Genomic DNA, 26,495 nt, shown 5'->3' with positions numbered 1-26,495 from the left:
TCGGTCGGTAAGGACGACCCATATATCTCCGAGTTGATTTCCACAACGATGCCGCCCTGACAGAAGTTGATCTCGAAGGGTGGTTGCAGGCCGGCGCGGCTGAAGCTGCATGTATTGCTGTTCACCCCGTACCGCAGGATCAGGAAGACGAGCTCGAAATCATCAATGATGCGGGCGACTGTATGAGCAGATAACGGATCTTGGCGTCGTCTCGGCTCATGTGCTCATTTCTTTTAATATCGTTCGTTACGCAGTCTCCGGATCAATCATCGAGGTCACCAAACAACAGGTCCTGCGCCAGGATCTGGTTTTCGATTTGAGCCACCAGGACCGACAGTCGCGGCAGCTTGCGGTCGAGCAACGTCTCCAGCACCAGCAGCGCCCTTTCGCGTTCGCCAATGGTGAGATTCTGCAAGAGTTCTTCCATCAATCCGCCCACGGCCTCAAGATGGAGGGGATCGAGCAGATCGCGGGTCCGGACATAATGCGTCCTGTCGAGACAATGTCGTGTGAATGCGACCGCCGTCGCATTGCCGCTCAATCCGGCGATCCGCTCGAAGAGGGTCTCTTTAAAGAAAGTGTATTGTTTCACGATTTCTTCCGCGGCATCCGGAAGGACCCCGGCTACGCGCTGTGCTGCGGCCATCTGCAGCCCGACCGTTTCGAATGGTCTCCTGGGGAAGAGCACGGCATGGCGCAGCACCATGAAGATCATTTCATGGGCTTCGATGAGGTCGACCTCGGAAATCGGCCGGACGAAATAGCCCCGTGACGCGACATGCTGCACGAGGGCCTCCCCGGTCAGCCGGTTGATGGCATCTCGTACCGGTCCGGAACTGACCGCGAAGGCCTCAGCCAAGCGGCGCGTGTCCAGACGTTGACCGGCGGGAATCTCGTGCTTGATGATGAGATTCCTCAGCCTCTGGTAGATCGCGGAACTAAGGCCCCTATCGGCCTGCCCGCCCTCCTCTTCTGTCACCGCTATCCGCCCTCACGCGCCAGTCTGCATCCGCTTTCCGGCTGAAGCCGGGAGCATCCCATTTCGCGTTGCCGCGGAATGACGCCTCCCTTTTCATTAGCCGGATCACATTATATTCGTCGATATATCGGCCACTATAATGACGGTTATAGTAGTCGTTATAGATGGCTTTATCTCAGTTAATATAATTCTCAATCAATGGCCTAAATGCCGATATTCTCCTCTTCTTATATTCAATAATCGAGAACCCACTAGTTACAAACTCTCTAATATATCTCTCTTATAGCAATCATTGCTTGTTTTATCGCAATTTTTGCTTGAATGATATTTATCTTTGCTTGACGGTTGGTGGTTTGATATCAAATTCGCGAGTTGTGAAGGGAATATGACAATGAATCGTATGCTACAAACCAAATCCATGAATATTGCGTTACCGCCCAACCAGGCGCGCGAAACCTTGCGCGATCTGATCGTATCGAAAGGCCTGTCCTATCTGATGGAAGCCCATGACGGCCTCTCGGCGGCAATCGCCCGACAGGCCGGCTTCAAGGGGCTTTGGGCGTCTGGCCTGTCGATCTCGTCGAGCCTTGGCTATCGCGATGCCAACGAGGCTTCCTGGACCCAGGTCGTCGATGTGGTCGAGCGTATGGCGGACGCCAGCGACCTGCCGATATTGGTCGATGGAGATTCCGGCTTCGGCAATTTCAACAATGCCCGTTTGCTGGCTGGGAAACTGCAGCAGCGCGGCGCCTCCGGTGTGTGCCTCGAGGACAAGGGCTTTCCCAAGATGAATTCCTTCGTCGGAAATCGCCACCCACTCGCCGAAATCGATGAGTTTTCGGGCCGTCTGAAGGCGGTCAAGGACACGACCGGACCCGATTTCGTGCTGGTCGCAAGGATCGAAGCGCTGATCGCCGGCTATGGCCTCGACGAGGCATTGCATCGCGCCGACGCCTATGCGGATGCCGGTGCCGACGCCATCCTGATCCATTCCCGCAAAAGCGAGGCGACCGAGATTCTCGACTTTGCCCGTCGGTGGGCGGGCAAGCTGCCGATCGTGATCGTGCCGACAAAATACTATAAAACTCCAGTATCGGCCTACCGCGACGCGCAAATCTCCACCGTGATCTGGGCCAATCACAATATGCGTGCGGCGATTTCTGCCATGCGCACCACCTGCGACCGCATCATGGCCGAGGAAGGCATCGCCGGTGTCGAGCCGGAGGTGGCGACGCTGGAGGAGGTGTTTGGCCTTCTCCACTATGACGAGCTCGCGGCAGCGGAAGATCGCTACCTGCCCAAGCACGCATGAATCGCGTCGGCCGGCGCTGAAACAGCCGCCAAAGGCCACACCACCAACAGTCCGATCAAAGGAGGCGCACATGCTTGCGCAACGGATGTCTTTGCTTTCGGGATCGGGAACCGCCGCCGCCAGAGAGGCCGCAAAAGTTGCAGCCGCAGCCGGAAAAGAGATCATCGACCTTGCGGCCGGAGAGGTGATCATCGCACCGCCGAAGACGGTACGCGACGGCGCCATTGCCGCAATCGACGCCGGCGTCAACCGCTATACCGATTCCATCGGGATCATGCCGCTGCGCGAAGCGGTGGCCACGAAATTGACGGCGAGCACACCTGTGAAATGGACCGCCGAGAATATCGTCATCACCAACGGCGCCAAGCAGGCGCTCCTCGATGCGGCCTTGGCCGTCTTCAACCCCGGCGACGAAGTGATCATCTTCCGGCCTTGCTGGCCGACCTTCCCGTCGCAGGTCCTGCTCGCCGGCGCCAAGCCCGTTTTCGTCGACGTCAAGGGACCGAGCTACGTCCCGACGATCGACAGCATCCGAGCCGCGGTGACGCCGAAGACGAAAGCAATCATCCTCAACTCGCCCAACAACCCGACGGGTGCCGTTTATGACCGGGCGACCCTGCAGGCGATCGGCGACCTCGCCATAAACGATCAGCTCTGGATCATCTCGGACGAATGCTATTCGAGCTTCGTCTACACCAGCGAGGCGCATGAATCGATCGTTACCGCGCATCCGAGTGTCCGCTCGCGAACGATCCTGGTCAATGCCTTTTCCAAGGAACTCGCGATCACCGGCTGGCGCCTTGGTTACTTCGCCGCTCCACCCGAGATCGTCTCGGCGGCGAAGAAACTGCAGAGCCACACGACGTCCAATGCCAATGTCATCGCCCAGCACGCAATCCTGCACCACCTCTCGGCCACGGACGGCGTGTTCGAGAAGCATATGTTCGCGCGCCTGACCAAAGCGCGGACTGACGGGCTAGCGATCCTGGCGCGGCTCCCCGATGTGCCCGTACCGCGGGCGGATGGCTCGTTCTTCTTCTATCTCGACCTGACCGAGTTGCTTGCCGGGCTGCCGGTCGGAGGTCCGGTCAAGACGGTCGACGATATCGCGCGCCTCCTCCTCGAGGAAACCGGCGTCGCCTCCGTGGCCGGCTCGACCTTCGGCGATCCGGTCGGGTTGCGCTTGTCCTTCGGCGCGCTGCCCGAGCTTCTGATCCCAGCCCTGGAAAAGCTGGTCGGCACGCTCAACGCCCTGAAAAGCCGTTAGGCCGCCACCTCATTTCCATCCCTCGAACCGGAGATTGATCATGACGCAGATAAAGAAGGCCGTCATTCTGGCCGCAGGGCTTGGCTCCCGTCTTCGCCCCCATACCGATCTCATGCCCAAGTCCCTCGTGGCGGTGCATGGGACGCCAATCCTCTTCAACGCGCTGCGCAATCTCGAAGCCGTCGGAGTCGAGGACGTGACCATCGTCGTCGGCTATCGCAAGGATGCTATCCAGTATGCATGCGGCCTCCGCTTCGGCAATCTGGACATCACCTATGTCGAATCCAGCGTCTTCGACAGAACAGGCAGCGCCTATTCGCTTTGGCTGGCGCGAGAGGCGCTGCTGCAGGGCGACACCTATCTGCTTGAGGGCGACGTGCTTTTCGAGCTCGACGCGCTGCGCTGCCTCAACCTAGGCGACGCGCAGAACGTCACGGCTGTCGCGCCGTTCGATTCCATGATGGAAGGCTCTGCTGTCGTCCTTGCCGATAACGGCTACATCGCCGAGTTCCGCATGAAGCAAACGGCCGCCGATCTCGCCAGCGGGTCGCCGCAGCTCTTCAAGACCATGAATCTCATTCGATTGTCGGGCACGGACCTGCGTTCGAAGATCGTTCCCTATCTCGACGAGATCGTCGGTGCGGGCGCGGTCAAATCCTATACGGAGGAGTTGTTCGCGCGCCTCATCGAACGGCATGGGCTGCGGCTGGCGGCAGCCCGGTGCGACGACCTCAAATGGTACGAAATCGATAGCGAGGCCGATCTGCGCATCGCCGAGAGCATCTTCGCAGATCGCATAGAGCGGGGAGCCGAAGGGGGCGTGCTGGCGCGATTGCAAGAAGGAGCGCGATGATGCTGCTCTATCTCCGCGATTACGCCAACGCCATCACCGCCGTCGGCTATGTGTTCGCGATCGCCGGCCTGTTCCTCGCGCTGAACGGCCATGTCGAGCTCGGCACGTCCGCGATGCTCTGGACGTGGTTCCTCGACCACTGGGACGGGCATGTCGCCCGCAAGACGGGCCACCTTCGCCGCCCAGGCGTGGCTGACTTTGGGAAAAGCTTTGATGGCTTTGCAGACTTCATCCATGGTGTTGTGTTTCCGGCCGCAGTGATCATTCTCGTTGGCGAAGGCAGCGCCTTATCGCTGGTCGCAAGTTTGCTCTTGGTTCTGGCAGGTGCGATACGGCTCAGCTACTTCGAGAACGTTGGGCTGACAAGCGGCGCGCGGTTCACTGGCATTCCGGTTTCTTACGACACTCCGCTTCTGGCCATCATGCTCCTATCGCGCCCGGTCATTCCGGCTTCCGTCTTTCCGACGTTGGTCGCAGCGGCCTTTATCATATTGGCGATCTTGCATGTGACGACCGCAATTCGTGTCCCGGCCATTCGTGGCGTGGCTGTCCCGATCGCGACGGCCTTCGCGCTCGCCGCTTCGATTGCGCTCGCGATGGTGTCAACGATGGAGCCTTAGGCTCGTGAAAAACACATGATTAGGGAGGCAAATTGTGGACGATCTTTCCGGTATCAAAAAGGCTGCGCAAGTCCCCGCATCATCTATCGACTTCGGACGGAATTTTCCGCCACCGAGCCCTTTGGTTCAGCGCGCCTTGGAGGACAGTTTTGTTGATCTTGGAGGGGCAAACATCGCCGACGCGATCCGTTTTCCACGCTTCATGGGGACAGCCCGCGATCGAGAAGCTGCATCGACCTGGCTTGCGCAACGGTTCGACCAGAAGCCAGATCCGGAACGCGTGGTTTTGTCGAGCGGTTCGCAAAATGTTCTCGCTATGCTCATGGCGTACTTCGTCAAGCCAGGAGGTACCCTGCTCGTTGAAGAGCTGACTTATCCAGCCATAAAGCCTCTATCGAGACTATTTGGAATCAAGCTCCATCCTGTGTCGATGGATGATGAGGGGATCACTCCCACCAGCCTCGAGCGAGCTTGCGCAGAGATGCGCGATGATGCTCGTGCACTTTATTGCATGCCTACATTGCATAATCCCACCTCGGCCACGATGTCGGATGCTAGACGTGCCGAAATTGCAGAAGTGGCTCGACGCCATGATTTATGGCTCTTCGAAGACGACATTTATGGCATGCTCCCTGAAAATTCCCCTCCTCCGCTGTCCGTCTATGCGCCTGAGCGCAGCTGGTACATGCTTGGACTGAGTAAGTCGCTCGCTGCGCAGCTGCGAGTAGCTTATGTCGTTGGGCCAAACGCCCATATCACAAAGGATGTCTTTTGGCCCGGAGTGCGGACCACAAATTGGATGGTTGCACCTCTGGTGGCCGAGGTTGCATCGCACTGGCTCTCAAGCGGCATTGCGTATGAGATCTTGCGGTCAGTGCGATTGGAGACGTCGAGACGCCGGGCTCTCGCCGCATCAATCCTGCCCTGTGAGCAGATATCGTCGAAGGCGTCCAACTATCATCTTTGGATCGACTTGCCACGAGGCTGGCAGCTCTCGGAATTCGTGAAGGCAGCTCTCGACGCCGGAGTGGTTGTGGGCGCCGGCGATTCCTTCGCAGTCAACAATGAACGTGGAGATCACAAGTTTCGAATCGGCCTTGGAGTGCCGTCGACCCAAGACGAACTCAAACGCGGACTGGCGATCATCGCGTCTCTTCACGACGCGCGCTGATGAAAAGGGAGGTGAAAGTGAACAATTACTCATCTCACCCAGGGACGATTGGTCAGGTCCCTTTGGCTGATACCGATCTGCGCGTCTGTCTGATTTCTGAGGAGGCGGGCTTCGAGCTTCGGACTATGGCGTTGGCCCCTGCGCCGCCGAAACCAGTGCCGGCATATCCCTACGCCGACGAGGTATTTCACGTCGGAGCGTACTGCGGTCCGCTCCTGGCCTCTGTCGGCAGTTTCATTCTCGAAGATATGGGACTTGAGGAAATGCGCGTCCCGGGAAGCGCTTGGAGGATCCGCGGCATGGCAACGGCTACGGAGTTTCGACGGCTTGGATTTGCCAGCGCCGTGTTGGAGCACGGTTTACGCGAAATTCGTAGGCGCGGGGGTGTCCTGGTGTGGTGCAACGGGAGAACAACAGCAGGTGGATTTTATCGGCATCATAGTTTCAGGCAAATTGGTGGCGAGCGAAATATCCCGGGTCTCCAACCCCACTATCGGTTCGCACGACATTTGGGGCGGCCGAGCGCGGGCGCTTGCAAGCTCGCCCGAGCCGCACCTTTTCGCCGGTGTCACGTGGACGTCCGCGGGTCTTGATATGCTGCAGACATGCAGGATCAAAAGTCGCACGCGCTCTCTGGAGAAATGTCATGTCGACCAAAATTCTGACGAAGCCCATTGCGTGGGAACATTATCAGTCGCTTGGCGAACACTATGATAAGGAACGACCGGGATATCCAGACGACGTCGTCCAAGAGATCGCAAAGCGAACTCTCGCTCTCGGCAGCTCCTCGCGTCGGATAGTCGACGTGGGCTGTGGGACAGGTATTTTCACACGGATGCTATCGGACGCTCTTGGCGAAACGTTTGAAATCCGTGGTCTTGAACCAAGCTCAATGATGATCCAGCGAGCTCTCGAAGCGACAACAACAGTTCGACCGATCCGATTTGTGCAGTCTCCGGCCGAGCGGCTTCCGTTCGGTGATCGATCCGTTGCTGTGATAACTGCGGCCGGCGCCGCACAGCTCTTCGATCGGGAGCAATTTTATACCGAGGCCCATCGGGTCTTGGTCAGTGAAGGTCTTCTCGCCCTGTTGCAAAACAAGCGAAGGTGTGAGGCCGGTCTGTTTCGGTCCTTCGAGGTATTCCTCGAAAAGTTCGTTCCTGGATACCGGACCGGCACGTACGCAGATGCTCGGGGCGGCCATTCGGCTGCTGACTTCCATGCAGAACTGACCTCGGATGATCGCTTCTCAGGTGTCTTGCTGCAAAAGTGGGACTGGCCGAGACAGTTTACTTCCGAGGGCTTTGAAGCTTTTGCCTTGTCGACGATTCAAGTCAAAATGGCCCGTGCGGAGAGGGGCGACGCCGCGATTATGGGCGAGTTGCGGTCAATTATATCCGATCACTGCGATGCGAACGGCATCATCGATGTGACATACACCACTGAACTTACAACCGCTATTTGTGGCGCTTGACATGTCGACCATGCAAGGCAGGACAACGATGCAAAGGTCAAGGATCTGGACCGAAATCGATCTTCAAAAAGAGGGAAAGACGACTGGTTACCTTCGCGTGCCAATCTCGACAAACGAGTCAGCATATGGATGGATTCCCGTTCCCATCGCGAGCATCAAGAACGGATCCGGTCCTCGGATTCTGTTGATCGCGGGCAGCCATGGCGACGAATGGGAAGGCCAGATCATGTTGATCAAGCTGATCCAGTCACTGCAATCGGACGACGTTCGGGGACAGCTCATCGTTCTGCCAGGAGCGAACGCTCCGGCCGTTGAGGCTGGTCAGCGTGTTTCACCTTTTGACCATGGCAACCTGAATCGTAGTTTTCCAGGAGATCCCAACGGACCTCCAACCATGATGATCGCTCATTTCATTGAAACGGTGTTATTGCCCGGCTGCGACCTCGTTTGCGACTTTCACTCAGGAGGAGGTTCATTGGAATACCTGCCTTCAACGGTGGTTGTTTCCTCGAAGTCGACCTCGCAACTTCGCCGGGACCTTGACCTCATGCGGGTGTTTGGGCTGCCTGTCGGGTTCGCGACCGATGGGTCCACAGGGGGAGACCGCAGCCTGACCGGCGCCTGCGATCGCCTAGGAGGAATCCCTTGTCTCTCGACTGAGTTGGGCGGTGGAGGCACCGCCTCACTCGGATTGCTCACTGCGGCGGAGAATGGACTTGCCCGCCTACTGCATCACGTTGGTCTCCTCGCTAAGGCTCCCGAGGAGCCTCAATCTGGTTCAATCCGGCTTCTTTATCGCGTTCAACCCAAGGAGTTCGTCTATGCGCCAGCAAATGGATTGTTCGAGCCACTCGTAAACCTTGGCGATACTGTGGACGATGGTCAGGACGCGGGCCGCATCCATTTTACGGACGAGCCATGGCGGAAGCCTATACCGGTCTATTTTGGAGTTGGCGGCGTCGTGCTATGTCGACGTTTTTTAGCAAGAGCCCGCGTCGGCGACTGCCTTTTCAATATCGGGAGAATCTGGTCGCCCGACACGATAGCCGATCCGATCGAGCAATCCCAATGACATCTGATCGTCAATTTTCTTCGTTGTGCGAGCAACTCAAATCCCGTGAAAGCGCTCGCCGCGGCTGGATCTACGAGGCGTTAGGGGTCCGACCGATCATCAATTGCGCCGGCACTAGATCGAGCTTTGGTGGAAGTAATCCAACTGCGTTGGTCATGAACGCCATGAAGGCGGCCGGTGAGGGCTTTGTCGATATGGATGAGCTCGCCGAAGGAGTCGGCAGATACATCGCTCGACTAATCGGGGCGGAATGGGGCATTGTGACAGCAGGCAGCGTTGCGGCGTTGGCGTTGTCCACTGCTGCATGCATCGCAGGGAACGAACCCGTTGCAATGACGAGATTGCCCAAGACCGGAGCCTTGAAAAATCGAGTCCTTATTCCGCAGACACATCGGTTCCCCTATGATTCCGTGATGACTACTGTCGGGGCAGAACTCGTCCCGTTCGAGAGTCTCGATGCGCTCGAAAAAGCGGCTGAGACGGCATGCATGGTGTGCTTCCTGGGCAGGGCGGAGGCCACCGACCGCAAAATGTCGTTGGAGGAGATACGTCGACGCGTTGGACACTTGCCGATCGTAGTGGATGCAGCTGGCCTGTCCCCCGGCACGCCTGACCCCTGGCTATCTCGGGGCGCCACCTTAGCGATCTATTCCGGTGGAAAATATCTAAGAGGGCCACAGTCGAGCGGCTTACTGGTCGGATCGGAACGGCTTGCGCGGGCTGCCTGGGCGAACGGGCCACCCCATCTTTCTTTCGGTCGGTCCATGAAGGTCGGCAAAGAGGAGATCATTGGAGCAGTCGTCGCCCTTGAGGCTTGGCTTACCCCATCTCTGCGCGCGACTGACGAGCGGAGGTGGTATCGTTTGTTGAAGACAATAGTTTCAGACCTTCCCGCTGATCTCTTCCGGGCCTCTATCCAGCCCTCAACTTGGTGGGCACTGACGCCGCGCCTCCAGATTGGCTGGGATGACAGCCGTGTCAAAGCTGACCAGGTTGTCGCGCGTATGCTACGCGATTTTCAGATTCAACTTCCGGATTTTCACACAAATAAAAACGTCGTGGTCATTGACCCATTCAATATTGTTGATCACGAACAGGCCCGCCTAGTTTCAGGATCGTTGACCTCCGTGTTCCGGGATCTGCAGTCGGAGATCGGGAACAAACGACGAGCGGCCGGCCGAGAACCGGATAGGATTTTTTCGGGATCCTGGAACAGCGTTGTAACTTTCGCCGGCCGAATTGAAGAGCATGCAATAGAGTTGATGCAGAAAAGGGAGGAAATCAGCGGTGTTTATCGAAGCACTACTTTCGAAACGCCTGTAAAAGGATACACCCGCGGCGACGATATTTACCTCCTCGTGAAGTATCAAGTCGACCAAATGGAACTTCACTATCATTTCGAAGGCCGGCGCTGCGAAGACCGCATCAAGGGAGTTGTTCACCTCGGTGGCTCTCCACGGGAGCTACGGAGCCCGTCCCTTTTTAGGCAGTTTGGAGATGCGGAATGGAATGCGCGACTTGTCGCCCAACATGGGACTTGAACAAAGCCCCCATAGCAGACGCTACAGTTTGGAGGGTTATATGCAAAAATTCCCGGAAACGGCACAAGAGTATATCGGACTTGCCGAGCGCGCTGTCGATCAATTTACCAAAACCCAGCAAATTGACGATCTCTTTACGGCGATTCTTGCGACAGCGCATAGCTTTGACTTCTTCCATCGTGAAACCCGAGGGCGGCCCACTGAAGAGGGCGACAAGCAAGTGTTTGCCAACGAAAACCCCGACTGGAAGACGATCAGGCAACTTTGCAACGGAGGAACCACGGCGAAGATGATCGGCGTCGGCGATGACGGCAGTTTCCCATATTCCGCTGACGAAAGTTTACGGAAACGGCTTGTTTGGGTCGTTCCTTTCGATGGTTCCGATCACCGGGTGGATTTCCTTTGTGCGCGGTTCCTTGCGCGCCTGACGGCAAGCTTATCCAAGTTTCAAGAGGCAAATCCAGATCGCGACCTCGCCGCCCAAGGTGCCGATCGGGACGGTGACTGAACAAAAGAACCCCGACTTTTGACAATATTGCGGTCGATCGGATGAACCCACTTCGATGATCGACAGCACAATTGTTGTCTTGGCTGAGAACTAAGGAGGGTCACATGTCGGTTCAAACACAAACGTGGCAGCTCTACTATGGGGTGCACGATGACTACGATTCGTACCGGCCCGGCTATCGACTCGATTCAGAGATCGCGGCTCTTGAGGGAGTCTCAAGGCTGGCTGCAGAGCACGGAATCGTTGATATCGGTTGCGGAACAGGAATCTTCACCCGCGAATTGACCGAACTCTTTCCACGAGCAAAGTTCGTACTCGGTGTAGATCCCAATGACGACATGCGCAATAAAGCGGTAGAGCGCTCGGGCGCTTCCTCGGCGTCTCCAAGGGTCGTACCGCAATATATCGTCGGTTTCGCGGAAGCGATTCCCGTCGGTGATAACTCGTGTGGGTTAGTGACAGCAGCCACTGCTGCTCACTGGTTCGATCGCTCCGCATTTTACACGGAAGTCAAGCGGATATTGATCGACGGAGGATTGCTTCTCATCCTTCAACACAAGCCGCGCCCGGACGCGAGTCAGTTTATGTCAGACTTCGAGTCGTTTCAAGAACGGCATGTCCCGATGTACCGCCGCGGTTTGTACTCTGATTCTACGGGTGGCTATTCTGAAGCTAACTTCGTTGATGAACTAGAGAGGGACGCGGGGTTCACTGGAGTGCAACGGATCGCAAAAGACTGGAACCGACTTGTCCCCGCCCGCGCTTTCCGCGGTTATTGCCTTAGCATGTCTCACATGAAAAAAGCCTATGAGCTTCACACAGAGAAAGCTGTCCTTGAGAACCTCGATCGCCTTATCGCCAAGCATGCAGATGAGCGGGGCGATGTAGAGGTTCGCTACCGCACCGAGATGACCGTTGCCACGCGCTGTAGATGATTGCGTTACCAAGCGGGGGCGCGTCGCCTCGGGACGGAGACACGACCAGCAACGTGTTGGTGAATCGCAGATAGGACCAGTTCGGGTGCACCGACATGCGCTGCATGCCCGCAATCCGGAACGATTAAGAGTTCGCAACGGGAAATGCCGGATGCAATCTCTTTGGAAAACTGCGGCGTGAAGATCCAGTCGTCGGCTCCGCAGACAACAAGCGTGTTGGCCTCAACCGCGGCCAGCCGATTGCGCATGTCATAGGCCGGATTCAAAACGAGTGAGCGATGCAGGGCAGCATCAAAGTGAATGCTCGCTGCTGCCGAGAGCAATTCGTCCGCATTCGCACATTGACCGTAAAGGGGCCGAAGCGCAAACCAGGCCAGCCTCAGTTCGAGATCGCTGTCGAAACCGGTGTCCAGCATGCGCCGAACCATTGTCTTGCTGGTAAGAGGAGCGCAATCTCTTCGGATTTCGTATTGCTGCAAGGCTGGCTCGACAAAGTCATGGCTGGCTGCACATCCGATCACCACAAGCTTCTCGACCTTCTCGGGGTACGAGATAGCATATGAGAGAGCCACCATGCCTCCATATGAGACGCCGATTATCGAAATGGGTCGTTGGCCAAATAGTCGCACTCGGAGTTGCTCCAAATCGGCAACCAGCCGACCAAAGCTCGCACTCTCCCCGCCTGACGATCTGCCGTGTCCACGTTGATCGTAGGCATACAAATGGAAGGCATTTGACAGAGGACGAAAGGCAAAGAAGTCGGCTTTGTGATCAGCTGTGCCCCGTCCGCCATGCACGATTATGATCGGGTCGCGATCGTTGCTGCCGGCCTCCACTACATGGAGATGACAGGATTCTTGAATGGAAATGCTTGCCACGGCACCCTCGGGAAAATTGGAAATTCAGGCGATACGCGTGATGGAGGCGTTAGCATTCGCCTTGAGGTCACGGCACAAGGACGGAACATCAATATGCTCCGCCCTCATGCAAATAGGCTCGTTTAAGTCTTAATCAGCTTCCGGGTTTGATCAGCCATCGACGCCAATGCCTGCGCGGGCTTCGCCTGGTGGACGACAACCTGGCGCATTGTCTCCGCGATCATCTCCACGATCTTGACTGTATTTTCCGAGGGGAATGAGAACTGATCGCCAGTAATCGACAGACGCTCTACGATTGCGCGATGGTAGGGATTGATCGAAAGGTATTCTTCGAGGAACTTGGCGTCCTTTAAAGCAAGGATGTTGACGGGCATATAACCGGTGTTGCGCGCGAGGATCATCTGTCCAGTGGGGCTGAGCGCTAGCTTCATGAACTGGCCGAGAGCCTTTTGCCGCTCCGGGTCCTTCGTGAACACCATGAAACCATGCCCAGCGCCGATGAGCCGGCCATTCTCACCGTGAACTGGAAACTGTCCGACTTGAAAATCGAACGATCCCGCCGCTGCCTTTGAAACGGCCTTTGTTGCGCTCGCCGAAGTTATGAGAAATCCCTCCGAGCCAGCACTAAAGGCGTTGATGGCTTGAGGATGAGTCATGTCTATATTGCTCGCGGCGCCGAGCTGCCAGAGGACCTCTAGCGCGCGCAGTCCTTCCGGCCCGTCGAAGGCGATCTCTCTCTGATCAGCGGTCATCATTTGCCCACCGAAAGAGGCCAGCAGGTTTTGGAACATCCAGGCGTTGGTCGAGGGATATGCAATGTAACCGCCATTTATCGGATTACCGAGAACGGCCACCTTCGCGCCGACTTCCGCTATCTCGTCCCACGTCCCGGGCGCATTCGTCTTGGAATATCCTCCACGTCGAAGCAGATCCATATTGCAATAAACGATAGGAACGGTCGTTCCGAAAGGCATCGCGAATACTTGTCCGCCCCTCATAGACGCTTCGACCATGTCTTTGGGTAAGCCCATCGCCTCAAACTCGGACGAACCGCCAAATTGCGTGGTCAACGGCTGGGCGATGCCACGTTTGGCAAGGAGCGGCGCATAAGTTAGCGACTGCCATGTTCCGTCCGGCAAGTCTCCAACCAAGGAGCCACGCAAAGTATTCTGCAACAAGGGATCCCAGCTGTCGCCAGCGACGACGAAATCGACTTCGATTTCCGGACTTTCACGACGGAACTCCGTTGCGAGATCTGTCAAAACTTGCTGATATTGGGGTGCTCCATTACTGATTGTCAGTTTCGTCCGGTTGGCGGCCCGGCTAACGTGTGGCGTTGCGAGGCAACTTGAAGACATTGCGCCGATAAGAAAGGTTCTGCGTGTCGTTTTCACGAAGGTCTCCTGATTTGAAGCAAGGTTGTTTCCAATTCACCGCTCCCGCGTTGGATTGATCGCTTTCATGCGGTGAGAACGATGGCGATCGCGGGCATTGCATCGGGATGTAAACGGCTATTCATGTCGCTGTGCCCGGCACCGTTGACCTCGATCGCATCCGCCGGATATCGCCGCTTTAATTCAAATCGACGGATAGGCTCATGCTTCGCAAGGCTGCACGACGAGGTTCCGATAAGGATCAACCTCGCAGAAGTAGCCAGGCTCAACAATTGTCGTTGATTCCCTCTCCTCGAAGATGGCGGGACCTTCGAGCTGGAACCCTGATGGAAGAGAATACCGGTCGTAGACCGGAGTTGACGTCATGCCTCTCCCGTCAAAGAAGACTAGTCTCTGTTCCTTCGGCTGCACGATAGCGGCGCATGCTTCGGAGGCCGGGGGGGCAACGGAAACAGGGGGAACTGTGCCGACAGCTTTCAATCTCCAGGTCAGAACTTCAATAGTTACCCCCGGGATGGATCGGCCGAATCTCCGTTCATAGGCCTCCAGAAACTTCGCCTCCAGCAGTGACGACTCGTCGCGCTCAAACGATAGTGCCGGTACCGCGACTGGAATTTCAAAGCCTTGCCCGGAGTAGCGCATATCGACCGAATACAAGCGCACAATCGGGTCGACATGTTCGCCCGGGCTATTGAGAAACGCAGCTGCCTCTGCATCCATCTCTCGAATCAGAGCTGAAACACGCCGCCAATCGATCCTCGAGATCGGTGCCCCATAGCTGCGAGCTAGGTCGATAGTCGGCGCGGCAACGAGGAAACCCAGGGCAGACATCACGCCGGCGCCGATTGGGACGATTAGCCGCCTGACGCCCAGTAGTCTCGCCAAAGCGCATGCGTGGACAGGACCAGCACCACCGAACGCAAGCATTGAATAGTCTCTTGGATCGCCACCCTTCTCTGCGATGTAGATTCGAGTGGCCGCAGCCATATTGTCATCGACGATCTTCCTGATTCCAATTGCGGCTGTGCTAGCATCGATGCCGAGAGGTTCTGCAACGTCCTTGGTAAGCGCATCCACGACCTTTCCGAGATGAAGCGGCATTTCCCCGCCTAAGAAATACGTCGGGGAGATATAGCCTAACAGCAAATCCGCGTCGGTAACTGTAGGCTGCGTTCCTCCGCGACCGTAGCAAACAGGCCCAGGCTCGGAACCGGCACTTTGTGGTCCTACCTTGAGAAGCCCCATCCCATCGATGCGAGCAAGCGAACCGCCGCCTGCGCCAATCTCGATGAGATCGATGACCGGAATTTTCATGGGTAGACCGGAGCCTTTCTGAAAGCGGCTTACGCGGGCCGCCTCGAATTCCGTTGAATATTCTGGTCGTCCATGATGGATAAGACACATCTTCGCTGTCGTGCCACCCATGTCGAATGAGATTACCTGTGAGAGTCCGAGCAGACGACTATAGAAGGTCGCAGCCGCGGCGCCGGCGGCCGGACCAGACTCCAAAAGGTGTATTGGTCGCTGCTGAGCCAAATCCACCGACGTTAAACCACCGCCCGACAACATGAGGCGCAATGTTCCTGAAAATCCGCGCTGGCGAAGCTTGGTATCTAGGCTCGTCAGGTAGCGGTCCATCATCGGCTGCACGTAAGCGTTGGCACAGGCAGTGTTAGCGCGCTCGTATTCACGAATTTCAGGGGCGATTTCGTGAGAAAGGGTGATGGGAACTCCGGGTAGTTCCTGCTCGAGGATCGCTCGCGCTAACCGCTCGTGGACGCCATTGGCGTAGCTGTGAAGAAAACAAATCGCTACGGCCTCGACCTCCTCATTCTTCAGCGTCTGAGCCACGTCTAGGAGCTCTGATTCCACCAGGCCAAGCAACACGTCTCCTGAGGCCCGTAAGCGTTCGGTTACTTCTAGACGGAGATGGCGGGGCACAAGAGGTTCGGGGCGGCGAAGGTGAAGGTCATGCCGATCGTGTCGGATCTCCTTCCCGAGTTCGAGGCTATCTCTGAAGCCCCTAGTAGTGACCAGCGCGATTTTCGCACCGTTCCGTTCTATGACTGTGTTCGTAATCAGCGTCGTGCCGTGGACGACGCCATCAACCTCATCAATCGGGTACCCGCCTTCAGCAAGAAGTCGATCAAGACCCTCAATTATCCCCCGGCTCGGATCGGCGTGCGTGGTCAGACGTTTGCCAAGGGATACCTTTTGCTTCTGGCCGTCGATCAAAACGAAGTCGGTAAACGTGCCGCCGACGTCGATACCGATCCGGATTGCACCAGACGCCTGCGCTTGGATGTTCATTCGATAGTTTCCTTGATATCCATGCCATATTCGTTCAGGAGCCCGCGTCTCGTGACATAGCCATTTTTCAGATCGAGCAGTATGGCCTCACGCGCTCGACGCGATGGAGGGCCGAAGCCGCCCGCGCCCGCATATCGAAGAACAATCTTCTGTCCGGGAAAAAGGAGGCTTCGAGATTTTGGATGCGGAGTTGAACCATCATCCAAGTGAATCGTGACGGGTGCGCCGGGTCCTCCTCCGAGCAATCCCTCCGGTGGATGCCGCTGGCGGTCGGCCATGAGAGAAACTTGAACCGCGTTTGAAGAAGCAATTTCGATCTCGATTTCTTGGCCAAGGCCGCCGCGAAACTGGCCAGGACCGCCGGAGTCCGGAACAAGCTCCTTGCGCCAAACGACAAGAGGTGCTGCTGCCTCGAAAGCCTCAATACTTCCCGAACCAGTGTTCGTTGGAAACGGGGTGCAGGAATATCCGTCTTTGAACGCTGAAGCGCCCATCCCACCACTGCCGAAGAGCAATTGGGAAAAGCGTTTGCCATGCTGATCGATGCCGCTGTATACGGATCGCAACGTTGGAGCAGTGCCCGATTCAGCGATTGTCTTGTCGGGTACGACCTGTGAAAGGCATTTGTAGATCGCCCCAGCGAGGAGATGCGCTGTCAACTGCCTCGCGTTGCAAGCTGCGGGCTTTCTCGGGTTAAGAATTGAACCCTCAGGCGCGATGACAGTGATTGAGCGATACGAGCCTTCATTCCGCGGCGTCGCAGGATCGAGAGCACACTTAAGTGGATAGACTGACAGCGCATATGTAAAATTCAGAACCGAATTGATGCCACGGCCAATCTGGGGGGAACTTCCCGTATAGTCGATATGCAGGCTCGATCCAACTATCGTGACAGCGCAGACAATACGAGTCTCCTGATCGTCATACCCATCCGCGACCAATTCAGAGCAATACCGTCCATCCGGTATTACTTCAATCGCCGCCCGCATTGCGCTATCGGCTCGGTCTTGCAATGCCGAGGATATGGCATCGAGATTTGTGAGTTGCGCGGACAACAAGAATTCGTCCACTTTTCGCCGGCAAACGTCATGTGCTGTCACCTGCGAATAGATATCTCCGATGACTTGATCCGGGACACGCACGTTGGACCGAATCAGAGCGACGAGCGTTGCGTTCTCCTGGTCTCCTTCAAGGAATTTCGTTGGCGGAATTTGCAGGCCTTCTTCAAATACCTCCCTGCAATCGGCGGAAAACAGCGCGCCCCCGATATCCGGCAGATGCGCGAGAGAACCACAAAAGCCGATGAGCTTGCCAGCGTGAAAAATCGGCGAGAGCATAGCAAGGTCAAGAACATGCCCGGCTGTCATCCAAGGATCATTCGTAATGACTCGATCGCCGGGCCGCCAATCCTCCAGCGGAATGGCCTGCAGGCATTGCTTAAGCGTGCGGGGAAGAATTCCAACAAACGATGGCGTCCCGACGTTGGTGTCTGCGATGCTCGCTCCACTGGAATCCATCAAGACCATCGTGAAATCATTGGATTCGCGAACGACGGTTGAGAACGCCGTTCTTTGCAGGGCGATTGCAGCTTCATCAACAACTGAAACGAGACGGTTCCAAAGAATCTCAAGTTCGATCGCGTTGAAGCCTTGGTCCGACGATTCGTCGAAGCAGTCGTTTGATCTTTGCTGGTTCGAGGACATGGTAAGTGCACTCATTCTATTTCGCCGCTCCGATCCCCGCTTTTCCGAGGACAAACACCCAATCTCCAACGCAGGTGCGAGCCGGAAACGTCCGGCACCGCACGATGCCTGTCACAACTGTAAATTCCAGGCTTTGCGTTTTCTGCTTAGCCGGTATGGAACACGCCACCGTGTCCTTATCGTCGGAGAGCTTGTGCGATTGCACGAAGCCCATGTTCAAATTCCGCGCGAGTAGGTGCCGTTCCGGTACCAAAGCGGATGGCGTTTGGCGCAATATCCTTGCCGAAAAAAAATGTATCACTGGAACTGATCTCGACACCGAGAGAGCGAACCTCTGACACAAACTCGGCACGGGGCCGGGATTGTGGAAGACTTAACCACACCTGCAAGCCCTCAGAGTGTGCCCGATAGTCAGCCCCGGAGAGCATTTCCCTGACAAGGGCCTGACGCGCTTGCGTCTCTCGTCGAACCGCGGAGATGATCTCGTCCGCCCCTTGTCTCTCGATCAGCGTTGAGGCAACACTCGCGTTAATAGGTGCGCACATCCAGTAAGTCGCCCTTACTCCGGGCCAGAACCGGGCCAGCGCCTCTTTCGCACTCGGTGCGACGAGATAGGCGATCTTCAGGGCTGGGGCGATACACTTGGCAGTCCCCAAAATGTACCAGGAGATCTCAGGCGCAAACGCCGACAGCGGCAAAGGTGGATCCATTGGCAAAAGACTATAGATATCGTCTTCGATGATTGAGACGCCGTAGCGACGTGAAATCCCAGCAATGGCCTGACGGCGTTCCGTGCTCATAATGGCCGTTGTCGGGTTTTGCAGTGTCGGCATTGCATAAAAGGCCGTGGGACGGCTTTCCTTGCATATTTTTTCGTATGCATCTGGAACAACGCCCTCCTCGTCCATCGGCACACTGCAGAGCTCGATGCCAAAACACTCAGCAAAATACTTCACCGACGGATAGCTGAGTTCTTCAACTGCAAGTTTGCCCCCACGGCCGACCAAGCCCGCCATCAGCATCACTATGGCGCTTTGGGTTCCATTGGTAACGATCAGCCTATCAGAGGTGGGAGCCTCATCGAGCCGTTTTGCGACAAATCGCGCACCTGCGGCGCGATCGCGTTCGGAACCTCGGAATTGATGAGCCCCGATCAGTTCATGTGGCGCATGGTCGATCAGTGTCTTTTCAATCGCTTCGCGATACCATCGATCAAAAACCGTCGGTACTCGAGGCGGTAAATTCCCCGCCATATTGAGAAGCTTTTCGGGAGCGATCCAATTCGGAGCACGGTCGGACGGCAACCCTGTCATTTGTGGTACCTCTTTTGTTTGTGATTTTTTCAATAGCCAGCGATACGCATGGCACCGATGAGGACAGATCAGGATTGAAGCATCTTCCGCGTTTCTGTAGCCATGGTTGCAAGAGAATCTTCCGGCTTTTCGCGCTTCGTGACGACCTTCCGCATTTCGTCCGCCATCATCTCCACAATTTTCACCGTGTTGTCCGATGGGAAGGAGAACTGATCGCCCGTCACCGCAAGGCTCTTGACGATCGCTCGGTGGTATGGATTTGCTTTGAAATACTGATCGAGAAACGCTGGGTCGTTGAGCGTCAAGAGGTTGATCGGCATATAACCGGTGAATTGAGCGAGGATAGCTTGCCCCTTGGCCTGGGCGGCAAACTTTAAGAATTCCCAAGAGGCTTTTTGCCGATCAGGATTCTTCGTGAACATGAAGAAGCCGTGACCGGCGCCGACGAGGCGGCCAGCCGAACTTGATATCGGAAATTCACCTATTTGAAGTTCGAAATGACCCGCAGCGGCCTTCACCACCGAACTAATGCCACTTGCTGAGCGAATCTGAATCCCTGACACTCCAGCGTTGAACGCTTGGCGTGACTGCTCCTGCGTCATGTCGACGTTGTTGATCTCGCCGAAGCGCGCTAGAATGCGCATTGCCTCAAGACCTTCATCGCCGTCGAACGCGATCTCGGTTTGCTTAGCATTCATCATGTGACCACCAAGGGATGCGAGCAGATTCTGGAAGATCCACGCGTTGGTAGAGGTGTATTCAATATAGCCGCCGTTAATATTCCCTCCGAGTGCAGCAACTTGTCTCCCGATCGCGATCATCTCATCCCACGTCGTTGGCGGGGTAGGTTTTTGATAACCAGCCTTGCGAAGCAAATCCATGTTGTAGTACACAACAGGGATCGTGGTGCCGAAAGGCAGGGCAAAGATCTTGCCATCGACAAGGGTAGTCTCGACCAATGCTCTCGAGATGCCGAGGTTTTCGACTGCGTTTGCGTCGCCCGCAAATTCGTTAAGTGGCTGAGCAACGCTACGTTTTGCCAAAATCCTAGCGTAGGTCAGCGACTGCCATGTGATATCGGGCAGCGCCCCGACTACAGACTCCCGCAGGGTGTTCTGAAGAAGGGGGTCCCAATTATCGCCATCGGCAATGAACTTTGCCCCCATCCCCGAGTGGTCAGCATGGAACGCCGTGCCAAGCGCATTAAGCATGTTCAGATAAGTCGGCGCACCGTGGCTGATCGAAAGCTCAATCGGTGACGCAGCAAGGATACGGCCTGGCGACAGCACAAGCGCGCCAGCTGCGGCTGCCCCGCTCATCACGAACGAACGACGGGTTGTGTGCATGACCAATCCTCCTAGGGAATTATTTAATTGCGCCTGTAGTGAGACCTTCGATGAACCACCGCTGCGCGGCGATGAACGCTACTGCGAGCGGAAGCACAATCAATGTAGATGCGGCCATGAGGGGGCCGTAGTCGTTGCCGGCCTCCTCGTTCTTGAAGGCCATGATGCCGAGGGAGGGTGGCATGAGGTTTTCGTCGCGCACAGCGATCAGCGGCCAGAAGAGGTCGTTCCAGTGGGAGACGACGGAGAAGATCGAGAACGCGATGACGGCGGGCAGCGCCATCGGCACCATGATCCTCCAGACGATGGCGAGTTCGGAGAGGCCGTCGAGGCGGGCGGCATGCACGATGTCGTCGGGGATCGCCTTGAAGAACTGCCGGAACAGGAAGATGCCGAAGGGTGAGACGACAAAGGGGAAGACGAGCGCCGCATAGGTGTTGAGGATGCCGAACTGGTAACCGAGGATGAACAGCGGCAGGGCCAGCACCTGGTGGGGGATGAGCAGGCCGATCAGCACCAGGCCGAACAGCAGGTGGCGGCCCTTGAATTCGAGTTTTGCCAACGCGTAAGCCGCCGGCGCGCAGACGAGGATCTGCACGATAAGGATGACGGCGCAGACAACGAAGCCGTTCAGCATGTACTGGGGCAGCGGCGCCTCGGTGAGTGCCCGGGTGTAGTTCTGAACCGCATACCATTGCTGCGGAAAGAAGGAGAAGGAGGCGCGAAAGATCTCGCCGGGCGGCTTGAGCGACAGAGAGACCATCCAGACGAAGGGTACGAGGATGAGCACGCCGGTGATCAGCAGCACCGCATGGCGGATGATAGCGGCGGGGGCGGAGAGTCCCTGGCCAGCCGCAACGACCGGCGGCCTGGTCATCACCCGCGCAGCGCGGCCGGGCACGGGTGCCACGGTGCGGGAGTCTGCGGTGATGGCGGGTCCGGAACGGGTCACGCTCATTGGTAATGCACCCTTTTGTCCATGACGCGAGCCTGGATGAGGGTGAGCGCCACGACGATGACGAGGAAGACGATGGTGACGGCGGCGCCGTAACCGGTGCGCAGATACTGGAAGCTTTCGCGATAGAGTGTGTAGAGCAGGACCTCGGAAGCGTGCCCCGGCCCGCCCTGGGTGAGGATCTGCACCGTGTCGAAGGCCTCGAAGGCTTTGAGCGCCACGACGATCACGACAAACATCATCACCGGTCCGAGCATCGGCAGCGTCACGGTTGTGAGCCGGTCGAGCCAGAGATCAGCGCCGTCGATATCGGCGGCGTCATAGAGATCCTGCGGGATGGCCTTGAGGCCTGCGAGGAACAGCACCATGGCAAAGCCGAGATTCTGCCAGATGCCGATGACGGCGAGCACGGGAAGCACGGTGTTCTCGTCGCGCAGCCAGTTGGCCGTCGGCAGACCGATGGCGGAAAGCGCCTGGTTCAGGAGCCCGATGGTCGGATGCAGCAGCGCCTCCCAGGCGATCGCCATCGCTGTGAGCGTCGCCATGAAGGGCAGGAAGTGGATGGCGCGGTAGAAGGCGCGACACTTGCCGCTCTCGATCAAAAGCGCGATCACAAGCCCGAGGACGATGGTGCCGGGCACGACGATCAGCACATAGACGATGGTGTTCTTCAGGGACACCCTGAAACTCGGATCGGCAAACACTTCGGCGAAATTGGCGAACCGGACGAAGGACATCGTGCTTGCACCGAACTGCCAGTCGGTCAGCGCGATGGCGAAGACGGCGAAAACCGGCAGAATGAACAGGGCCACAAGCAGGCCGAGCGCGGGACCGGCGAGCGCCCAGGCGACCGCGATTTCAGCAAGACGATGAGCGCGAACTGCCAGAGGCGGTCCGGAGTTGTCCGATCTCGGCACGCTCGTGGCCCGGTCGCGCGGAAGGGGGACGATTTCCGCCATCATGCCAATTCCCGCAATTGCGCGACGGACGCTGCGCGGGTCTCATGATCCCGACGAATGCGGTGCCCGTTCGCATCGAAGAACAGGATGCGCTCGGGGTCGGAGGCGAGATGCAGGGTCTGGCCGATCGAAATATGCGGCGCGCGTTCGGCAAGCAGCCGTGCGATCAAGCGTGTATCCTGACCGGCGAGATCGAGGTGCACGAAAAGGTCCGAGCCCAAATGCTCCACCAGCCGCACCGAGCCGGTGAAGCTCTCGATGCCCGCATGCGGATCGAGGTGAAGCGCCTCCGGCCTGATCCCGACGCTGACCGCTGTCCCGGCGGTGCAGCCGATGGCGGAGTTCAGTGTCGCGCCGGCAACCGCGACGCGGCCGTGCTCCTGAACGATGCCCTCGAGCATGTTGATCTTCGGAGAGCCGATGAACTCGGCCACCCGGCGATCATCAGGATCGGCATAGATCCGCTGCGGCGGCGCGACCTGCAAAAGTTCGCCGTCGAGCATGACCGCCACCCGGTCGGAGAGCGTCATCGCTTCGGCTTGGTCATGGGTCACGTAGACGAAGGTGACACCAAGGCGCTGGTGCAGCTCCTTGATCTCACCCCGCATTTGCACGCGCAGTTTGGCGTCGAGGTTCGACAGCGGTTCGTCCATCAGGAAAACGGCTGGATGCCGGACCATGGCGCGGCCGACCGCAACGCGCTGCCGCTGGCCGCCCGACAGTTGCCCGGGCTTGCGATCGAGAAGATGGCCGATGCCGAGCGCCTCCGCCGTCTTGGCCACCTCGGCGGCGATATCCCGCGTCGTTGCGTGCGTGCCGGGCAGGAGCCGCCCGACAACAGGCAGGCGCTGCCAGGCGTTCAGCCGCCGCATGCGAAGCGGCAGCCCCATATTGCTGCCAACCGTCATGTGCGGGTAAAGCGCATAGGATTGGAACACCATCGCCACATCCCGCCCCTTCGGGCGGATGCCGTCAACCGGCAGCTCTCCGATCGACACGGTTCCCGCGTTCTGCAGCTCCAGCCCGGCCAAAATTCTCAGCAGCGTCGACTTTCCGCAGCCCGACGGCCCAAGGAGAGTCATGAACTCACCGTCGGCGATCGACAGGGAGACCTTCTTCAGAACGGCAGTTGCGCCATAGGATTTCTCGATCTCATCGAAAACAATGCTGCTCATTCCGCGACCTCCAATGCCTCTTGGGAAACAATGCTGGTCGCGGCCGCAGTCGCGCCATCGAGATAAATCGTTCCCGCGACGTGAACGCGCCGCAGTTCCTGCCGGAAGGCGTTCAGGCCGGTTTCCAGCGTCTCGTGCTCGATCCGCAGATCCTCGGCGACCGCCGTCTCGGCATTCCCCAATACTTCGCTGAGAACGCGCCCGGTCATTGAGGCGGGGATCGCCAAACCGAGGAGATGAAGAATCGTCGGCGCGATATCGCAGATGCCTGAAGGGACTTCCGAGACCAGCCCGTCTCCGCGAAAGGCCGAGCCGGCAGCAAGCCCGACGGCGGCGAGCTCCTTCGGATGAAGGCCGCCATGGACGCCAAGGCCGGGGACGCGATCATTGTCGTAGAACGTGCCGCCGGACATTTCAAAAGCATCGATACTGTCGTCGGCCTTGAAGGAAAAATAGACGTCCGGCGCGCGTTCGTGATCGGCGAAGACGAGGCTCGACGCGAAGCTACCCGCCGCAAGGCCTTCGACAGTATTCCGCGGCGCCGTGAAGATCGGTCCGCACCATGGGCGCTCCGTCAGCACCTCCACCAGCCTGTCGAGATTCGCGGGCGAGCGTTCCGCCAGATAGAGCGCGCCGACCTGGCCGGGCACGATGACCACGTCAACGCCAGCCGCCGGTGCGGTACCAGGGTTGAAGCCCGCCGAACGCAGTTCACAGCCAACGGAAACGCGGGTGTGGGCGGTGATATGTCCGTGATCGGACAAAATCACCAGCTGAACGCCGTCCGACTGCCCCTCCGCTTCCCACCAATCAAGAATGCGGCCGAATTGGGCATCGCACAATTCGATGACGGAGCGCGTGGTTGCCGATGCCGTTCCATGGAAATGAGAGGTCGTGTCCGGCTCGCCATAGGACAGGATCGTCACGTCGGGACGGATCGTCGGCCAGACGACATCGAGGAATGCGGAGGTGATCCAGACCTGCCCTTCGAAGTCCGGCGCTCCCTTTTCAGGAGCTGGCGGCAAGGCTCCGACCTCAGCCTCGATGCGGGCGAGAAGAGCGTCCGGCGTGCAGGCTTCGCGGAAATGCCCGGAAAACCGGACATGGCCGAGATCCTCGGCCTTGTGATTGAACAGCCGTGTGGTTCCCGGCGTGTTGGTCGCCAGGACCGCAAGGGATTTTCCGGCGCGATACAGGATTTCGCCGAGGGTCGGCGCTGTCATCAGACGCCCGTCGCTTGTCAGATCCAGGCGGCGCAGCAGGTCGGCATCGGCGGTGTCGATATACCGGTTCGGGACGACGGCTCGATCAACGAATTTGTTGCCGACCATGCCGTGAATATTCGACGTTGCGCCGGTAACCAGGCTCGGGAAGGCGGCTCTTGTTTCGCTCGGATAAACCGTCCGGTGCCGGGACAGGGTCATGCCCAGGGACTGAAGGCGGCCAATATTCGGGGTCAGTCGCCGTGATAGCAGATCAGGGCGCAGGCCATCAAAGCTTACAACCAAAAATTTCACTGATGACCCCCTTTAGTTGTCGCTTTACTTGCGCCAATCGAATATGCGCCTGCCACGACAATGACATGACGACTATCGAGAAATGTGATCTAAGGCGTCAAAATATCGATCGATGGCGCGCGTATGATGTTGGAGGATGCGAAGGGTGGCCGACGAACAACTGGACGTGCCGTTGAATGCCATACGGGCCTTCGTCAGCATCGCGCGCGAGCGCGGCGTCACACGTGCCGCCAGGTCGCTCGGCATGACCCAAAGCTCGGTCAGCCGCTACCTTGCCAATCTCGAAGACTATCTCGGGGCGAAGCTGATCCAGCGACGTGGTCGCGACACGGAGCTGACCGAGTTCGGCAGGTTGTTCGCAACGGTTGTGACCGAACCGCTGGACACGATCTGCTACACCGCGCAACGCATGCGCCGCAGGCCGCAGCGGGAAGTGAACAGGATTGTGGTGCGCACATCGCTGACCACGCTCGCCTATACCCTGCTCGTTCCGAACATTCAGGCATTCTCAAAGGAATACGGAGGAGCGATCGTCGATATCGTCAATTCCCTGTCGCCTCCCGCGGCAGGGGATGGGTTCGACGTGCTGATCACGCGCGATCTCTCCGTTATCGAGCCAGCCGATCAATGGGAACTCTACTCAGAGCAGCTCGTCTGTGTCGGCGCGTCCGCGCTGGTCGCGGGTAAAGGCCCGTCGACCATCAACGCGGCTCCCATGCTGACCATCACCTCCCGGCCGGATATCCTGCCGACCTGGCTGCGGGCGATGAACCTCACACCGGCCGACATCCATTCAGGCGCGCGTTACGATCATCACTATCTGGCGCTGCCGGCGATCGCCAATGGCAATTGTCTTCTCGTGGCGCCGGAGATCATCGTCAGTCACTTGATCCGTGATGGCCTCGTGACCGTCATCCCCGGCACACGGGTTCCAAGCGGTATGGTCTACCGTGTCTATGCCGTTGATCGAAGCGGCAATCCGCAACTTGCCCGCCTGTTCTGTCGATGGCTCGTCCGCCTCTTCCGCCAGAACAGCGCGGGCTCTGCATGAAATCATCTAATGCGATAACAGCATCAAATAAGTCGATATATCGATTTGCCGGATGGGCGCCTAGCCTGTACCACCGAGCCGGTCGATAGATAGCCTCATCGGCCTGTTCCGTAATCACAGCGAGTTGTTTCGTTGCGTGCTGCAATCAGGCGCGACCGTCTA

At 57.7% G+C, this 26,495-nt stretch carries 23 protein-coding genes; 12 read left to right on the top strand and 11 right to left on the bottom strand.

Annotation, left to right across the window (positions count from 1 at the left end; all coding sequences use genetic code 11):
- Positions 1–262: 262 nt before the first annotated feature.
- Complete coding sequence (locus C7450_RS10315; RefSeq protein ID WP_170147181.1) at positions 263–979, bottom strand: GntR family transcriptional regulator; 717 nt, start codon at positions 977–979, stop codon at positions 263–265.
- 418 nt (positions 980–1,397) lie between these two features.
- Here C7450_RS10315 and aepX point away from each other — a divergent pair, with 418 nt between their 5' ends.
- The 11 genes from aepX (at position 1,398) to C7450_RS10265 (ending at position 11,732) form a co-directional block, all read left to right on the top strand.
- The gene (gene aepX, locus C7450_RS10310) at positions 1,398–2,291 is read left to right on the top strand and encodes a phosphoenolpyruvate mutase (protein WP_245449594.1); all 894 of its coding nucleotides are present in this window, start codon (positions 1,398–1,400) and stop codon (positions 2,289–2,291) included.
- 70 nt (positions 2,292–2,361) lie between these two features.
- Positions 2,362–3,558, top strand: a complete 1,197-nt coding sequence (locus tag C7450_RS10305) for an aminotransferase class I/II-fold pyridoxal phosphate-dependent enzyme (protein WP_110374368.1) — start codon at positions 2,362–2,364, stop codon at positions 3,556–3,558.
- Between the two features lie 40 nt (positions 3,559–3,598).
- Positions 3,599–4,411, top strand: coding sequence for a phosphocholine cytidylyltransferase family protein (locus C7450_RS10300; RefSeq protein WP_110374367.1), 813 nt, complete (start codon positions 3,599–3,601; stop codon positions 4,409–4,411).
- Positions 4,411–5,031: a CDP-alcohol phosphatidyltransferase family protein gene (locus C7450_RS10295; RefSeq protein WP_110374366.1), complete on the top strand. Its 621-nt coding sequence runs from the start codon at positions 4,411–4,413 to the stop codon at positions 5,029–5,031. The genes C7450_RS10300 and C7450_RS10295 overlap by 1 nt, the downstream gene beginning before the upstream one ends.
- A 34-nt stretch (positions 5,032–5,065) precedes the next feature.
- Positions 5,066–6,202 (top strand): aminotransferase-like domain-containing protein, encoded by a 1,137-nt coding sequence (locus tag C7450_RS10290; protein ID WP_146227317.1) that lies wholly within the window; start codon positions 5,066–5,068, stop codon positions 6,200–6,202.
- A complete protein-coding gene (locus C7450_RS35080) occupies positions 6,202–6,795 on the top strand; it encodes a GNAT family N-acetyltransferase (protein ID WP_425351173.1) in 594 nt (197 codons plus the stop codon). Before C7450_RS10290 ends, C7450_RS35080 begins: the two co-directional genes overlap by 1 nt.
- A gap of 53 nt (positions 6,796–6,848) precedes the next feature.
- Positions 6,849–7,676, top strand: coding sequence for a class I SAM-dependent methyltransferase (locus tag C7450_RS10285; protein WP_110374364.1), 828 nt, complete (start codon positions 6,849–6,851; stop codon positions 7,674–7,676).
- Between the two features lies 1 nt (position 7,677).
- Positions 7,678–8,748, top strand: a complete 1,071-nt coding sequence (locus tag C7450_RS10280) for a succinylglutamate desuccinylase/aspartoacylase family protein (protein WP_245449592.1) — start codon at positions 7,678–7,680, stop codon at positions 8,746–8,748.
- Entirely contained in the window at positions 8,745–10,289 is a 1,545-nt protein-coding gene (locus tag C7450_RS10275; protein ID WP_146227316.1) for a hypothetical protein, read from the top strand. The genes C7450_RS10280 and C7450_RS10275 overlap by 4 nt, the downstream gene beginning before the upstream one ends.
- A 40-nt stretch (positions 10,290–10,329) precedes the next feature.
- A complete protein-coding gene (locus C7450_RS10270; protein ID WP_110374362.1) occupies positions 10,330–10,797 on the top strand; it encodes a hypothetical protein in 468 nt (155 codons plus the stop codon).
- Between the two features lie 104 nt (positions 10,798–10,901).
- Positions 10,902–11,732, top strand: a complete 831-nt coding sequence (locus C7450_RS10265; protein WP_110374361.1) for a class I SAM-dependent methyltransferase — start codon at positions 10,902–10,904, stop codon at positions 11,730–11,732.
- 5 nt (positions 11,733–11,737) lie between these two features.
- Here C7450_RS10265 and C7450_RS10260 read toward each other — a convergent pair whose 3' ends face one another.
- From C7450_RS10260 to C7450_RS10215, 10 genes are all read right to left on the bottom strand, one after another.
- Entirely contained in the window at positions 11,738–12,610 is an 873-nt protein-coding gene (locus C7450_RS10260) for an alpha/beta fold hydrolase (RefSeq protein WP_170147180.1), read from the bottom strand.
- A gap of 122 nt (positions 12,611–12,732) precedes the next feature.
- Positions 12,733–14,004 carry an extracellular solute-binding protein gene (locus C7450_RS10255; RefSeq protein ID WP_146227315.1) on the bottom strand — a complete coding sequence of 424 codons (1,272 nt, stop codon included), beginning with the start codon at positions 14,002–14,004 and terminating at the stop codon, positions 12,733–12,735.
- A gap of 201 nt (positions 14,005–14,205) precedes the next feature.
- Positions 14,206–16,314 carry a hydantoinase/oxoprolinase family protein gene (locus C7450_RS10250; protein ID WP_110374358.1) on the bottom strand — a complete coding sequence of 703 codons (2,109 nt, stop codon included), beginning with the start codon at positions 16,312–16,314 and terminating at the stop codon, positions 14,206–14,208.
- Complete coding sequence (locus C7450_RS10245; RefSeq protein WP_210206418.1) at positions 16,311–18,032, bottom strand: hydantoinase B/oxoprolinase family protein; 1,722 nt, start codon at positions 18,030–18,032, stop codon at positions 16,311–16,313. The genes C7450_RS10250 and C7450_RS10245 overlap by 4 nt, the downstream gene beginning before the upstream one ends.
- A gap of 161 nt (positions 18,033–18,193) precedes the next feature.
- Positions 18,194–19,330 (bottom strand): aminotransferase-like domain-containing protein, encoded by a 1,137-nt coding sequence (locus tag C7450_RS10240; protein ID WP_110374357.1) that lies wholly within the window; start codon positions 19,328–19,330, stop codon positions 18,194–18,196.
- 68 nt (positions 19,331–19,398) lie between these two features.
- Positions 19,399–20,676, bottom strand: a complete 1,278-nt coding sequence (locus C7450_RS10235; protein ID WP_110374356.1) for an extracellular solute-binding protein — start codon at positions 20,674–20,676, stop codon at positions 19,399–19,401.
- Between the two features lie 19 nt (positions 20,677–20,695).
- Positions 20,696–21,553, bottom strand: a complete 858-nt coding sequence (locus tag C7450_RS10230) for a carbohydrate ABC transporter permease (protein WP_110374705.1) — start codon at positions 21,551–21,553, stop codon at positions 20,696–20,698.
- 77 nt (positions 21,554–21,630) lie between these two features.
- Positions 21,631–22,590, bottom strand: a complete 960-nt coding sequence (locus C7450_RS10225; protein WP_110374355.1) for a carbohydrate ABC transporter permease — start codon at positions 22,588–22,590, stop codon at positions 21,631–21,633.
- Positions 22,590–23,765: an ABC transporter ATP-binding protein gene (locus C7450_RS10220; RefSeq protein WP_110374354.1), complete on the bottom strand. Its 1,176-nt coding sequence runs from the start codon at positions 23,763–23,765 to the stop codon at positions 22,590–22,592. The genes C7450_RS10225 and C7450_RS10220 overlap by 1 nt, the downstream gene beginning before the upstream one ends.
- Positions 23,762–25,282 carry an alkaline phosphatase family protein gene (locus C7450_RS10215; protein WP_110374353.1) on the bottom strand — a complete coding sequence of 507 codons (1,521 nt, stop codon included), beginning with the start codon at positions 25,280–25,282 and terminating at the stop codon, positions 23,762–23,764. The genes C7450_RS10220 and C7450_RS10215 overlap by 4 nt, the downstream gene beginning before the upstream one ends.
- Positions 25,283–25,418: 136 nt before the next feature.
- Between C7450_RS10215 and C7450_RS10210 the strand changes: the two genes are divergently transcribed.
- The gene (locus tag C7450_RS10210) at positions 25,419–26,333 is read left to right on the top strand and encodes a LysR family transcriptional regulator (RefSeq protein WP_210206417.1); all 915 of its coding nucleotides are present in this window, start codon (positions 25,419–25,421) and stop codon (positions 26,331–26,333) included.
- Positions 26,334–26,495: the final 162 nt, after the last annotated feature.

The organism is Chelatococcus asaccharovorans (assembly GCF_003201475.1).
GTDB lineage: Bacteria > Pseudomonadota > Alphaproteobacteria > Rhizobiales > Beijerinckiaceae > Chelatococcus > Chelatococcus asaccharovorans.
The sequence above is the reverse complement of the archived record's forward strand: the minus strand, read 5'-3'. Positions and strand labels throughout refer to the sequence as shown.